At 73.0% G+C, this 14,333-nt stretch carries 9 protein-coding genes; 4 read left to right on the plus strand and 5 right to left on the minus strand.

Features of this window, described 5'->3' with window-relative positions; genetic code table 11:
* Nucleotides 1–5 precede the first annotated feature (5 nt).
* Nucleotides 6–3,728, plus strand: a complete 3,723-nt coding sequence (gene cydC / locus AB0O15_RS31310) for a thiol reductant ABC exporter subunit CydC (protein WP_364325770.1) — start codon at nt 6–8, stop codon at nt 3,726–3,728.
* Here cydC and AB0O15_RS31315 read toward each other — a convergent pair.
* Nucleotides 3,621–5,828, minus strand: a complete 2,208-nt coding sequence (locus tag AB0O15_RS31315; RefSeq protein ID WP_364325772.1) for a bifunctional diguanylate cyclase/phosphodiesterase — start codon at nt 5,826–5,828, stop codon at nt 3,621–3,623. The two genes, cydC and AB0O15_RS31315, sit on opposite strands and share 108 nt — an antisense overlap.
* 42 nt (nt 5,829–5,870) lie before the next feature.
* Nucleotides 5,871–6,863, minus strand: coding sequence for a DNA topoisomerase IB (locus AB0O15_RS31320; RefSeq protein ID WP_364325775.1), 993 nt, complete (start codon nt 6,861–6,863; stop codon nt 5,871–5,873).
* A gap of 87 nt (nt 6,864–6,950) precedes the next feature.
* Here AB0O15_RS31320 and AB0O15_RS31325 point away from each other — a divergent pair, with 87 nt between their 5' ends.
* Complete coding sequence (locus AB0O15_RS31325) at nt 6,951–7,961, plus strand: aldo/keto reductase (RefSeq protein WP_364325778.1); 1,011 nt, start codon at nt 6,951–6,953, stop codon at nt 7,959–7,961.
* Between the two features lie 64 nt (nt 7,962–8,025).
* On the opposite strand, the gene AB0O15_RS31330 is transcribed toward AB0O15_RS31325, so the two are convergent.
* Nucleotides 8,026–9,732 carry an ABC transporter ATP-binding protein gene (locus AB0O15_RS31330; RefSeq protein WP_364325781.1) on the minus strand — a complete coding sequence of 569 codons (1,707 nt, stop codon included), beginning with the start codon at nt 9,730–9,732 and terminating at the stop codon, nt 8,026–8,028.
* Nucleotides 9,729–11,390, minus strand: a complete 1,662-nt coding sequence (locus AB0O15_RS31335) for an ABC transporter ATP-binding protein (protein ID WP_364325784.1) — start codon at nt 11,388–11,390, stop codon at nt 9,729–9,731. Before AB0O15_RS31335 ends, AB0O15_RS31330 begins: the two co-directional genes overlap by 4 nt.
* Nucleotides 11,391–11,432: 42 nt before the next feature.
* On the opposite strand from AB0O15_RS31335, the gene folP reads away from it, so the two are divergent.
* Complete coding sequence (gene folP / locus AB0O15_RS31340; protein WP_364325787.1) at nt 11,433–12,284, plus strand: dihydropteroate synthase; 852 nt, start codon at nt 11,433–11,435, stop codon at nt 12,282–12,284.
* Here the strand turns inward: folP and AB0O15_RS31345 are convergent.
* The gene (locus AB0O15_RS31345) at nt 12,281–12,832 is read right to left on the minus strand and encodes a TetR/AcrR family transcriptional regulator (RefSeq protein WP_364325790.1); all 552 of its coding nucleotides are present in this window, start codon (nt 12,830–12,832) and stop codon (nt 12,281–12,283) included. The genes folP and AB0O15_RS31345 overlap by 4 nt on opposite strands.
* An 86-nt stretch (nt 12,833–12,918) precedes the next feature.
* On the opposite strand from AB0O15_RS31345, the gene AB0O15_RS31350 reads away from it, so the two are divergent.
* Complete coding sequence (locus tag AB0O15_RS31350; protein WP_364325793.1) at nt 12,919–14,322, plus strand: DHA2 family efflux MFS transporter permease subunit; 1,404 nt, start codon at nt 12,919–12,921, stop codon at nt 14,320–14,322.
* The last annotated feature ends 11 nt before the right edge of the window (nt 14,323–14,333 follow it).

Below are 14,333 nucleotides of genomic sequence, written 5' to 3' on the forward strand. Positions count from 1 at the left end.
GGTTGATGCGGCATGCGCGGGCGGCTCGGGCCGGGGTGGGGCTGCTCGCGCTGATCGGCGCGGCGCACGCCGGGACGGCGCTGATGCTGGCCTTCGGCCTGACCGCGGTGGTGGCCGGCTCCCGGACGACCGGCCTGCTGCTGGTGGCCCTGGCCTACCCGGTGCGCGCGCTGCTCACCTGGGCCGAACAGGTGGTCGCCCAGCGCACCGCCGCCCGCGCCACCGACCAGCTGAGGCGCTCCACCCTGGCCGCCACCCTGCGACACGGCCCGGCGTGGGTGGCGCGCTACGGCAGCGGCCGCCTGACCGCCGCCCTCACCACCGGACTGGACGCGCTGCGCCCATGGTTCGCCGGCTACCTGCCCGCGGTCATCCTCGGCGCGGCCCTCCCGCCCCTGGTCGTCATCGCGATGGCGTTCGTCGACCCGGCCTCCGCGGTGATCACCGTCCTGACCCTCCCCCTGGTGCCGGTGCTGGGCGCCCTGATCGGCTGGGCGACCCAGGCCCGCGCGAAACAACGCTGGGACGAGGACGCCCGCCTGGCCGGCCACTTCCTCGACGTCGTGCAGGGCTTGGCCACGCTACGCGTATTCGGGCGGGCCGACCGTCAGACCCGGGTCGTGGCCGAGATGACCGACCGGCACCGGAGCGCGACGATGCGGGTCCTGCGGGTGGCCTTCCTGTCGTCGACGGCGCTGGACCTGCTGGGGACGCTGTCGGTGGGGCTCATCGCGGTCGGCGCCGGGCTGCGGGTGGCGGCCGGAGACATGGGGCTGGCGCCGGCGTTGCTGGTGATCCTGCTGGCGCCCGAGGCTTACCGGCCACTGAGGGAGGCGGCCGCCCGCTATCACGCCAGCGCGGCGGCTTCAGCTGTGATCGGTGACATCGACGAGGTCCTGGCCTCCCCCGAGCCCATGGCCGCGCCCTCATCGCCCACAGCTCGCGACCCCCGCTGCCCCGCCGAACCGGCCGCCGCGCCGCCACCGCCCGCCGCCCAAAACTCCCGCGGCCTCGCCGAGCCCACACCGTTCACAGCCGGCCGCTTCCGCACTTCAGCAGAGCATGTGGCCGCGGCCTCGTTGTCCACAGTCGAGGACGGCGGCCCCGTCCTGTGGACAGAGCGCGAAAATCGTCGTACCGCGCTGCTACCTTCCGACCCACCCATTGACTGGGTGGGGGAGGTGGCGGCGGCCGCGAAACCCGCCGTTGATCTTGGTGGAGCGATCGGCGCGGGCGAGGCGGGCGTCCGGCTCCAGGCGTACCCGGCCCGCGGGATGAGGGTGGATCCGGGGGCCGCGCCCGGCGTGCGGGCTGAAGGGCTGAGGGTGCGCCATCCCGGGGCGGGCCGGGATGCGCTGCGGCTCGATCGGCTCGTCGTCCAGGGCGGAGAGATTGTCGCGCTGCGCGGGTTCTCCGGCGCGGGCAAGACCACGGCTCTGCGGGTGCTGGCGGGCATTCAAGACCTTGATGCCGGGTACGCCGAGATCGACGGCCCCGAAGCCGTATATCTGCCCCAGCGCCCCACCTTGCCGCATGCCCGGACGGTGGGCGACGTGGCCGGGATCGCCGCACTGCGCGCGGTCGGCCTGGACCGGGAGCTCGAGCTCGACACCCCGCTGGGCGAGCACGGTGCGGGGGTGTCGGCCGGGCAACGGCAGCGGCTGGCGTTGGCGGCCACGCTGAGCCGGGCCTCGGAGGCGCCCCGGGTGCTGCTGCTGGACGAACCTACGGCGCATCTGGACGCCGCCTCGGAACGGCGGGTCATCGCCAAGCTGCGGCTCGCCGCGGATCGGGGATGCGCGGTGCTGGTGGTGGCCCACCGGCCCGCGTTGCTGGCCGCCGCCGACCGCACGGTGCTCGTGGTCAACCACCCCGAGGAAACGTCGGCCGCCACGAGCCCGCACAACACCTCGGCCGCCCCGGAACCGAGCAACACCACGGCGCCGGGCGACACAGCGACACCCCCGGAACCGAGCAACACCACGACCCCGGGCGACACCTCGAACGCCACGGAATCGCGCCACACCACGGCCGCCACCGACCAGCACGACACGTCGGCCGGCACGGAGCCGGGAGAGATCGGGGAAACGGGCGCGGGAGAAGCGCCGAAGGCCTGGCTCGCCGCCGCGGCCGTTGTGCTCGGGTGTGGGTCGTGGCTGGCCGGCGTTCTGCTGACGGGGGCGGCCGCCTGGCTGCTCGTGCGGGCGGCCACCCTGCCGCCGGTGTTGACGTTGTCGGCGGCCGTCGTGCTGGTTCGTGGCAGTGCCGTGGCGCGGCCGCTGCTTCGGTATGCGGAACGGCTGGTGTCGCATCAGGTGGCGTTCGCGCGGCTGGGGGCGCGGCGGGCGGCGGTCTACGCGGGGCTCGTGCCGCGGGTGCCGGGGGCCCGGACGCGGCGCCGCGGTGAGCTGCTCACGCGGGTGGTGGACGACGTGGACGCCGACGTGGACGGGCTGCTGCGCGGGTGGCTGCCGGCGCTCGCGGCCGCGGGGGCGGCGGTCGCCGGGGCGGGCGTGGTCGCGGCGGTGCGGCCGGCGGCGGCGATTCCGGTGGTGGCGGGGATGGTGGTCGCGGGGGTGCTGGCGCCGGCCCTGGGGAATTGGCTCGAGGCGAGACGAGAGCGGGGTACGGAGGAAGCACGCGCCGTGCTGCGGGACTCCGTGGTGGAGACGGTGGACGGGATCGAGGAGTTGCGCGGCTCGGGTGCTCTGGGCGTACCGGAGGAGCGGAGCCGTCGCCTGGCCGCGCGGGAAGCGCGGGCGGCGCGGGAAGCCGGACTCGCCGCGGCGCTCGGCCATCTCGGGTGGGGGGTCGCGGTGGCGGGGGCGGCGTGGGCGTTGCCGCCGGGTGGCGGGCTGTCGCGGGAGTGGGCGGCGGTGCTGCTGCTGGCGGTGGTGGCGCTGGCCGAGCCGGTCGGTGCGCTCCCGGAGGCGGCCCTGGCCCGGCGGCGCGCGCTGGCCGCCCGCCGTCGCCTCGCCGACCTGACCCCGGCCGCCGCCCCTGGTGGACAAGCGACTGTGGCACCGAGCACGGAAGAAAAGGGCGTCGTCATCACGGGACTTGTCGCGGGGTGGGACGGGGTGGCCCTGAACGGGCTCGACCTCGAGCTCCCGGCCGGCTCCCGCACGGCGATCCTCGGGCCGTCCGGCAGCGGCAAGTCGACCCTGGCGGCCGTCCTGGCCCGCTTCCTGGCGCCGACGGCCGGCACCGTCACGCTGGGCGGGACGAGGATCGGTGACATCCCGGAGGACGACTTCCGGAAGCTCGTGGTGCTGGTCGGCGACGAGACGGATCATGTGTTCGCCTCGACCGTGCGGGAGAATCTGCGTCTGGCCAAGGTGGACGCCACCGACGACGAACTCCGGGCCAGCCTGCACAGGGTGGGGCTGGAGCTGGAGCTCGACCGGCGGCTGGGTACGGGCGGCTCCACGATTTCGGGCGGGCAACGCAAGCGGCTGGCCACCGCGCGCGCCCTGCTGGCCGACCCGGCCGTGCTGATCCTGGACGAGCCGACCGAGGCGCTGGACGCGGCCGGCGCCGAGGCGTTGATGGCCGACCTGCTGAGTGCCACGAGCGAGAAAGCCAGGACCGTGCTGGTGCTGACCCACCGGACGGACGGGCTACGGCTGGCGGGTCGCGTACTCCAGATCGGTGAGATCCAGGTCGGCGGGCCGAGTCGGGCGGGCGTACCGGAAGCCCTGGCCGGTGGTGCAGCCCAGCGCCAGTAGTTCGGCCGCCTGCTCGTCGGTCTCGATGCCCTCGGCGATCGTGGTCAGGTGCAGGACGTGGCTGAGCCGGATGATCGCCTCGGTGATCGCCGAGCCTTCGGGGGTGCCGTTGAGTTCGGCCACGAAGCTGCGGTCGATCTTCAGGATGTCGACCGGCAGGCGGGTCAGGTAGTGCAGCGAGCTGTAGCCGGTGCCGAAGTCGTCGACGGCGATCCGGATGCCGTGGCCGCGGAGGGTGTCCAGCATGGCGATGGCGGCCTGGTCGACGATGGCCGACTCGGTGACCTCGAGGACCAGGGACGACGGCGCGATGCCGGTGCGGCGGACGATGGCGAGGATGTCGTGCACCAGGGTGGGTTCCTGAAGCTGGCGCGGGGACAGGTTGACGCTGATGTAGGTCAGCCGGTTCCAGGCGGCGAGTTGCCGGCAGGCCTCCTCCAGCACGAACAGGCCGATCTCGGTGATGGCGCCGCTGCGTTCGGCGATCGGGATGAACTGGGCCGGTGACACCAGGCCGTGCACCGGGTGGTTCCAGCGGACGAGCGCCTCGACGGCTACCGGACGGCCGGTGGTCAGGTCGACGATCGGCTGGTAGAGGACGAACAGGTCACGGTCGGGAGCGTTGAGGGCCTCGCTCAGGGCGGCGTCCTCGGCGCGGCGGTCGGTCATGGCCGGGTCGTACGCCCGCCAGCCGTGCGTGCCGGCCCGCTTGACCTGGTACATCGCGAGGTCGGCGCGGCGCAGCAGCTCCTTGGGGGTGTCCTCGGCGTCGCCGGCGGTGAGGCCGATGCTGGCCCGGATCGGCAGGGTGTCCTCGCCGAGCCGCACCGGGTTGGCCGCGGCCATGGTGAGCATCCGCTGGGCGACCGCGCCGGCCTGTTCGGTCGTGGTGACCTCGGTGAGCAGGACGGCGAACTCGTCGCCGCCGATCCGGGCCGCCACGTCGCCGGCGCGGACGACGCTGCGCAGGTGGTGGGCGACCTCGGTGAGCACGATGTCGCCGGCGGCGTGGCCGTACGCGTCGTTGATCAGTTTGAAGCCGTCGAGATCGACCAGGAGCAGCGCGTACGGCTCGTGCCGGCGCAGCGCCCGGCCGATCGCCTCGTCCAGGCCGGTGCGGTTGGCCAGGCCGGTGAGCGCGTCGGTGACGATCTGGTCGCGGCTGTCCCGCAGGGAGATGACCTGCCGCACGGTGATCGCCGCGGCCATCGTGATCAGGCCGAGCACCAGGCCGCCCCAGGGCAGCATGTCGTTCTCCTTGACGGTCACCACGACCATCAGCGAGCCGCCGACCACCATCGCGGCCACCGGCAGCAGGTGGGACCAGCGCAGGTCGGGCCGGGCGGTCCGGTCCGGCTTCTGCTCCGGCTTCTGCTCCGGTACGCGGACCCGCATCGGCGCCACGGTCATCAGCAGGCCGCCGAGCATGATCAGGCATCCGGCGTACGGCGACCGGATCGACATCAGGCGCTGCGACTCGAGGCCGGACCACAGCGCGTCCCCGCTCAGGTAGGCGGCCATGCCAGCGAGCAGCAGCGCCTTCGGCCCGGTGGCGGGCCCGATCGAGCCGCGCAGCAGGGTCACCGCGATCGCGAGCAGCATCAGCAGGTCGCCGACCGGGTAGCCGATGTAGCCGATCCAGGCCAGGTTCGACGTGGTCCCGACGATGGCCGGGTTGATCACGAAGTACCAGACGACCATGAACCCGCCGGCCACCACGGCGGTGGTCTCGGCGAAGAAGGCGACGCGTTCGCGGCCGCGCATCCGCTGGGCGGGCGCGAGGAGCACGGCCAGCGAGAAGAAGCCGAAGGCGCCCAGGCGTACGGTGACGCCGACCCACCACAGGTACTCGGTCCGGGCGAAGCTCTCGGCGGTCAGCAGCGCGAACGTGACGATCGCGCACATCCGCCCCAGGGCGATCATCCGCCACAACGTCATGTCGCCGCGCCGGGCGGCCCGCATCCCGGACACGAACCCGACGATGTCCAGGACCAGCATGACCAGGCCGATCACGTACGGGCGCTGAACCGGGTCGACGAACGACCACACCTGCCCGCCGAGCACCATCAGGATCAGCAGGCCGATCCCCCACCCGCGCACGATCCGGCCCATATCCGCCCGATCGGCCGGCGACGGCCGGATCTAAGCGTCGGACAGCAGGTCGAGCACTTCGCGTTCGGCCTGCTCGCGGGGCGTGCCCGGTTCCACGTCGGCGACCTTGCCGTCGGCGTAGAGGTCGACCAGCCGCGGGTCGACGTACGAGGAGCGGGCCACCGCGGGCGTGTTGCCCAGCAGGCCGGCCACCTCCTTCATCGCGTGCGAGACGGCCTTCTTGCGCTTGTTCTCGGTCGGCTGCGGCCCGGCCGCGGCCAGTTCCTCGGCCGCCTTCACGGTGCCGTGCCAGGTCCGGAAGTCCTTGGCCGTCATCTGCTCGCCGCTGATCTCGCGCAGGTACGCGTTGATGTCGTCGGCGTCGACCGTCCGCCACCGCCGGGTGTGCGGATCCCAGAACGCGAACAGCCGCTTCTCGCCGCGCCGGCGCCGTTTGAGCTCGCGCAGCACCGCGCACACCTCGCCGTCGCCGACCGGGGCGGTGTGCTCGACGCCGGACTTGCCGGTGAACTCCAGGAGCATGCAGGCGCCCTGGGTGCGGCAGTGGTCGGGCCGCAGCGTGGACAGGCCGTAGGACGGGTCCTCGTCGCGGTCGGCGTACTGCGCGCCGCCGATCCGGAACATCCCCATGTCGAGCAGCTTGACGATCGCGGCCAGCACCCGGCCCCGGTTGAGGCCCCGGCTGGTCAGGTCGGCGGCCAGCCGCTCGCGCATCTCGGGGAGGCGTTCGGCGATCTCCAGGGCGTGGTCGAACTTGGCCTCGTCCTGGGTGCTGCGCCAGACCCGGTGGTAGATGTACTGCTTGCGGCCGGCCACGTCCTTGCCGGTGGCCTGGATGTGCCCGCGCTCGTGCGGGCTGATCCATACCTCGGTCCAGGCGGGCGGGATGACCAGGTCCTTGATGCGCTCCAGGGCGGCGGGATCGGTCAGCCGGGTGCCGTCGGTGTCGAGGTAGCTGAACCCTTTACCACTACGGCGACGGCCGTACCCGGGCTCCGAGAGATTGCTACGCCGAAGACGCATGGCGGGCGGATGCCCGAGATCGACAGCGACAAACATCCGAACTTCGAGGCTTGACCTGGAGCGCGCTCCGGGTCCTAGCGTCGGGGCATGCAGACAGTGGAACTCGGCCGGACCGGCCGGCAGGTGAGCGCGCTCGCCCTGGGCGCGATGCAGATGGGCAGCGAGACGAACGAGCCGGACTCGGTGACGATCCTGAACCGGTACCTGGAGGTGGGCGGGTCGTTCATCGACACCGCGGACTGTTACGAGTGGTGGGTCAACCCGGGCACCGCGGGCGGGCAGAGCGAGGAACTGCTCGGCCGGTGGCTGCGCGACGGGAACCGGCGGGACCAGGTCTTCCTGGCCACCAAGGCCACGGCGGTGCCGGTGGCGAGCCCGGACTTGTGGGCGGCGGACGGCTCGCCGAACTGGGACCTGGCCCGGCGGACCTTCGCCGGCGCCGGGGCGGACACCCTCCGGCGGGCGCTGGACGGCAGCCTGACCCGGCTGGGCACCGACCACATCGACCTCTACTACGTGCACGTGGACGACCGGGCGACGCCGCTCGAGGAGACCCTGGAGACGCTGGACTCGTTCGTCAAGGCGGGCAAGGTGCTGCACCTGGGCTGGTCGAACGTGCGGACCTGGCGGCTGGAGCGGATCCGGCGGCTGTGCGAGCGGAACGGCTGGACGGCGCCGGTCGCGCTCCAGCAGCAGCACTCGTACCTGCGGCCGAACGGGGCGAACCAGAACTCGTCGGTGGTCGACGCCGACCAGTGGGACTACCTGACCGAGCACGACGACCTGACGCTGGTGGCGTACTCGCCGATCCTCAAGGGGCTGTACGACAACAAGGCGAAGCGGGACGACCACTTCATCCTCGACGCCTACCGCGGTTCGGACTCCGACGCGCGGCTGGCCGCCGTCGACGAGCTGGCCGCGGAGCTGGGGGCCACCGGCAACCAGGTGGTGCTGGCCTGGCTGGCGCAACGGCCCGGGCCGCGGGTGGTGCCGCTGATCGGCCCGCGTACGCCCGAGCAGTTCGAGAACGTCGTCCCGGCCCTCGACCTCAAGCTCACCACCGAGCAGATCGAACGTCTGGACGCCGCCGGCGCGTGAACCCTTCAGTGGTAGCCCGGAGCGGCATCCGGGCGGCAGACGCCGCGATGGGCTACCACTGGAACTAGCCGTGCCAGATGCGCCACAGGGCGGCGTAGGGGCCGTCGCGGCGCACCAGCTCGTCGTGTCGGCCCAGCTCGACGATCCGGCCGTCGTCCATCACGGCCACCCGGTCCGCGTCGTGCGCCGTCTGCAGGCGGTGGGCGATCGCGATCACCGTACGGTCGTGCAGCACCGCCGCCAGCGCCCGCTCGGCGGTGCGGGCGGCGGTCGGGTCGAGCAGGGCGGTCGCCTCGTCCAGGATGACCGTGTGCGGGTCGGCCAGCAGCACCCGGGCCAGCGCGAGCTGCTGGGCCCGGGCGCCGTCCGGCGGGTGTTCGCCCAGGTCCAGGTCGAGGTCGGTGGCCCAGTCGGCGCCGACCCGGGTCAGCGCCCGGCGCAGGTCGTCGTCGGGCGCCGCGATCATCAGGTTGTCCCGCAGCGACTCGGCGAAGACGTGGTGCTCCTGGGTGACCAGCACGACGTGCCGGCGCAACTCGTCCGGCGGCAGGTCGGCGACCGGCACCCCGCCGACCGTGATGCTGCCGGTGCGCGGCCGGTCCACGCCGGCGATCAGGCGGCCGAGCGTCGACTTGCCGGCGCCGGAGAGCCCGACGATCGCCAGGCGCTCCCCCGGCCGCACGGTCAGCGTGACGTCATGCAGAACGTCGCGGCCCTCGTCGTACGCGTACCGCACGCCGTCGATCTCGATCTTCTCGCCGTCCGGAAGCCGTTCGGTCGAAACCGGGCCGGGTGGCACCGCGGCCAGGCCCTCGACGCGTGCGAACGACGCCCCGCTGCTCTGGAGCTGCTCGATCCAGATCGTGATCGAGTCGAGCGGCCCGGCCAGCTGCCGCAGGTAGAGCACCGCGGCGCCGACCGTGCCGACCGACACCCAGCCGTGGAAGGCCAGGTAACCGCCGGCGACCAGGATGATCACGACCGGGACGGCGTAGGACAGCTCGACGGTCGGGAAGAAGAACGTCCGCAGCCGCAGCGTGGCCATCCGGGTCCGGCGGGTCTCGTCGATGGCCGCCCGGCCGATGGCCAGCCGCAGCCGGGCCAGGCCGAACGCCTCGATCGTACGGGCGCCCTCGACGGTGGCGGTCAGCTCGTCGGCCAGGCGGGAGTCGGCCGCGCCCTCGCGCAGGTACGCGTCCCGGGCCACCCGCAGGTACCAGCGGGTGATGAACCAGATGCCGGCGAACCCGAGCAGCCCGGCCGCGCCCAGTGGCGGGCTGAGCACGAGCACGGCGCCGACCAGGAAGAACATCTGCACGAAGGCCCCGGTCAGCGCCGGCAGGATGTCGCGCACCGACTTGGCCACCTGGTCGATGTCGTTGGTGCCGCGGGCGGCCAGGTCACCGCCGGCGACCCGCTCGACGACCGACGCGGGCAGGGTCAGGGCCCGGTCGACGAAGGTTTCCCGGATGCGGGCCGCCGTACGCTCGCCGACGTTGGCGCCGGCCCACAGGGCGTACCGGAGCAGGACGGTCTGGGCGACGGCGCAGCCGAGCACGCCCAGCGCGTAGTGGTCGACCTGGGACGGACCGGCGCCCGCGGTGACCGCGTCGATGATCCGGCCGAGCAGCCACGGCCCGCCCAGCCCGGCCAGGGCGGCGAAGGCGTTGAGCACGAGGACGCTGACCACCGCGCGGCGGTCGGCGGCGATCAGCCGGAACGCGGCCTTCCGCACGTCGGCCGGCGTCGCGACCGGCAGAACCCCGCTCACGATTGAACTTCCTCGAACACTCGAGTGACCAGCTCCCGATAACCGGCTTCGGTTCTCAGCAGGGAGTCGTGGGTGCCCGACGCGACCACCCGGCCGTCGACCAGGTAATGCACGACGTCGGCCCGGGACAGCAGCACCGGCGACGTGGTGGCGAGCACGGTCCCGCGGCCGGACCGCACGTCGCTCAGCCGCTGGGCGATGGCCGCCTCGGTGTGCGCGTCCACGGCCGAGGTCGGCTCGGCCGCCAGCAGCATCTCGGGGTCGGCGTGCAGCGCCCGGGCCAGCCGCAGCCGTTGCCGCTGGCCGCCGGAGAGGTTGCGGCCGCGCCACTCCACCGGCCGGTCCAGGTCGGCCGCGATGTCGTGCGCGACGGCGGCGTCGATGGCCCGGCGTACCCGGTCGTCGTCGGTCTCGCCGGGACCGGCCACCACGTCGCGCAGCGTCCCGGCGAACACCTCGGCGTCGTGCCGGGCCACCAGCACCCGGTCGCGCACCTCGGCGCGGGCGATGCCGTCCAGCCGCCGGCCGGCCCAGGTGGCCTCGGTCTCGCCGTACCGGCCGAGCCGGTCCAGGATCGCCTCCGCGTCGGCGGTGCGGGCGCCGGCCAGCACGGTGAACCGGCCCGGCTCGGCGCTCACGCCGGAGATCGGGTCGCTCAGCGGGGCGGGTCCGGCGGGTGCCGGGTCACCGTGGTCGGATTCGATGGGTACGCGCAGGAAGGCGGCCACCCGGCGGGCGGCGACCAGGCCGCGGGTGATGTCGAAGCCGCAGAAGATCATCACGTCGACCGGGATGGCCAGCAGCGACGTCCAGCCGTACACCGCGACCAGCTCGCCGATGGTGATGTCGCCGCTCGCGGCCATCCGCGCGCCGATCCAGGTGACCACGGCGAGGAACAGGACGGGCAGGCCGGTGCCGAGCGCGCCGACCCAGCTCGACGTGACGCCGACCCGGTAGCCCAGGTCGCGCAGCTTGTCCGACTCCTGGCGGTACCGGCCCAGGTGCGACTCCTTGCCGCCCAGGCCGTTCAGCACGCCCAGGCCGCCGAGCACGTCGACGAGCCGGCCGGCCAGCGTGCCCTGCCGTTCCCGGTAGCGCTGCCCGGCCGCCTGGACCCTGGTCAGCAGCGGGCCGACGATCAGGGCGAGCAGCGGGACACCGGCCAGGACGGTGACGGCGAGCAGTGGCGAGGTGTGGAAGAGCAGGACCGCGACCGTCCCGTACGCGACCATGCTGGCCACCCCGACGCCGCCGACGTTCATCGAGCGGGAGATCACCCACACGTCGGAGATGCCGATCGTGACGACCTCGCCGGCGGTGATCCGGCGCGGCAGCGCGGCGCCCAGCCGGGTCGCGTGCTCCAGCACCAGGTCGGCTGTCAGCAGCCCGGACAGGGTCCGCAGCTTGGTCATCGACCGGTGCCGCATGATGCCGAGGAAGGCGCCGGCCCCGCCGAGCACCAGAACCGCCGCCGCCCAGCCGAGCAGCACGTCGGTGCGGTGTGCCCGCAGGCCGTGGTCGATGGCCTGGGCCAGGAGGTACGGCGTGGCCGCCAGGCTCAGGTACCAGACCGTGGCGAACGCGGCCCCGATGAAGATCCGTTTCCGGACACGTCGAGCCAGCCACCACAGATATCGACCCGGTCCCCGCGCATCCATTACGTCACTCTTACCGATGACCGGTTGCTACCGTCCACCGATATGCGACTCGTGATCGGCGGCCGGGAGTTCGATTTCGACCGCCGGGTGGCGGTGATGGCGATCGTCAACCGCACGCCGGACTCGTTCCACGACCGGGGCCGGACCTTCGCGCTCGCGCACGCGCTGGAGGCGGTGCGGACAGCCGCCGAACAGGGCGCGGACTGGATCGACATCGGTGGTGTGCCGTTCGCGCCGGGGCCCGAGGTGACCGTCGCGGAGGAGCTCGAGCGGGTGCTCCCGGTCGTCGAGGCAGCCCGCGAGCTGACCGTGGTGTCGGTCGACACGTATCGCCCGGAAGTGGCCCGCGAGGCCATCGCGTGCGGGGCCGGCGTGATCAACGACACGTCCGGGCTGCGGGATCCGGCGATGGCCGACGCGGTCGCCGGTACGGACGCCGCGCTGGTGATCACGCACAGCCTGGCCGCGCCCCGCACCCCGCATCCGTCCCCGCGCTACGACGACGTCGTGGCCGAGGTGCGATCGTTTCTCCAGCAACGGGTGTCGGTCGCGCTCGACCGCGGCGTACGCCCGGACCAGGTCGTTCTCGACCCGGGCCCCGACCTGAACAAGAACACGGTCCAGTCGCTGGAGCTGACCCGGCGGCTGGACGAGATCTGCGAGCTCGGCCACCCGACCCTGGCCGCGGTCAGCAACAAGGACTTCATCGGCGAGACACTGGACCGGCCGCAGCCGGACCGGCTGGCCGGCACGCTGGCGGCGGTGGTCTTCTGCGTGCTGCGGGGCGCGCGCATCGTCCGGGTGCACGACGTGCGCGCGACGGTCGAGGCGGTCCGGATGACCGAGGCGATGCTGGGCTGGCGGTCACCCGCCTACTTGAGGCACAACCTTTAGGCGTGGTGCAGGTTGAGGGCGCCCAGCACCTCGGCCGACCACGGTTCGGGCTGGACCGCGTCCGGGCCGATCACGCGAAGTGAGCCCAGAACGGTGCAGAGCATGCCCATGGCCATGAAGTCGCGGCACTCCTCGACGCTGGCGCCGGTCAGCCGGCGCACCGAGGTGTAGATCCGGCCGAAGCCCTCGCGGACCACCGGACCCATCACCGGGTCGCCCGCGGCGGCGAACCCGTGCAGCAACAGGGTGATCAGCTCGCGCTGGGCGATCAGCTGGTCGTAGGCCGCACCGAGGGCCTCCAGGGTGGGTGCGACCTCGGCGGCGGTCCGGAAGTGCTCCTCGATCCGGTCGCAGGCGTAGCCGATCGCGGCGAGGAAGAGCTGCTGCTTGGTGCCGAAGAGCCGGATGACGTACGGCTGGGAGACGCCGGCCAGCCGGGCCACCTGGTCGGTGGTCGTGCCGGCGTACCCGCCCTCGCTGAACGCGGTCACGGCGGCCAGGACCAGCTGGTCCTGGCGCTCCTCGGCGGTGAGTCTCGTTCTGGGCATGCCCCCGATCGTACTTGACAAAGTTATCAGTGGATAACTACCTTCGGTCGCGTAGTTATCAGTGAATAACAACTGGGGAGAACCTGATGACCGCCACGACTCTCGAGCGGCCCGGCGCCGAACCGGCGCGGAAGGCCCGGCCGCTGGCCTGGGTGCTCGCCGCGACCGGCATCCCGATCTTCATGGTCACGCTCGACAACCTGGTCGTGACCACGGCCCTGCCGGTGATCCGGACGTCGATCGGCGCCTCGATCACCGACCTGCAATGGTTCGTGAACGCCTACACGCTGCCGTTCGCCGCGTTCCTGCTGACCGCGGCCGCGCTCGGCGACCGGATCGGCCGGCGGCGGATGTTCGTCGGCGGCATCGCGCTCTTCACGCTCGCCTCGGCCGCGGCCGCGCTGGCCTCCGAGCCGTGGCAGCTCACCGCCGCCCGCGCGGTGCAAGGTCTGGCCGGCGCCGCGGTCGCGCCGCTGTCCCTGACCCTGCTGGCGCAGGCCGTGCCGGACAGGATGCGCAACGCCGCCGTCGGCATCTGGGGCGGCATCAGCGGGCTCGGCGTCGCGGTCGGCCCGGTGGTCGGCGGCGCGGTCACCGAGGGCCTCGACTGGACCTGGATCTTCTGGCTGAACGTGCCGGTCGGCGTGATCGCGGTGGTGCTGGCCGCGGTGGTGCTCCGCGACTCGCGCGGCGGCGCCTCGAAGCTCGACCCGCTCGGCCTGGTGCTGTCCGCGGCCGGCATGCTGCTGCTGGTCTGGGGTGTGGTGGACGGGCCGGACCGCGGCTGGACCTCCGGCCGGGTGGCCTCGATGCTGATCGCCGGCGTGGTGCTGATCGGGCTCTTCGTCGCCTGGCAGAGCCGCACGAAGTCGCCGATGATGCCGCTGCGGCTCTTCCGGTCGCGGGGCTTCAGCCTGGTCAGCGTGGTGACCCTGACCTTCTCGGCCGGCACGTTCGGCGCGGTGTTCCTGCTCGCCCAGTACTTCCAGGTGGTGCAGGGGCTCAGCCCGCTCGAAGCCGGGGTACGCACGCTGCCGTGGACGATGGCGCCGATGGTGGTCGCGCCACTGGCCGGCATCTTCGCCGACCGGATCGGGCTGCGCACGCTGATCGCCACGGGCCAGGCGCTGCTGGCCGGGGCGCTGCTGTGGATCGGGCTGGTGACGGCGGCCGACACGACGTACTCGTCGCTGGTCCCGGCCTTCGTGATGGCCGGCATCGGCATGGGGCTGACCTTCGCCCCGATCAGCACGATGGCCCTGGCCAGCGTGCCGGAGGCGGAACGCGGCGTGGCCTCGGGCGCCAACAACACCATCCGCGAGTTCGGGGTGGCCGCCGGGGTCGCCGCCCTGGCCTCGGTGTTCAGCTCGTACGGCGGCTACACCAGCCTGGACAGCTTCGTCGACGGCGTCGTCCCGGCCGTCCTGGTCGGAGCGGCCGTGGTCGGCGTCGGCGCCGTGATCGCCCTGGCCCTCCCCGGCAAGCGCTGACGATCAGTCAG

The organism is Actinoplanes sp. NPDC089786 (assembly GCF_040684855.1).
In the GTDB taxonomy this organism is placed as follows: Bacteria; Actinomycetota; Actinomycetes; order Mycobacteriales; family Micromonosporaceae; genus Actinoplanes.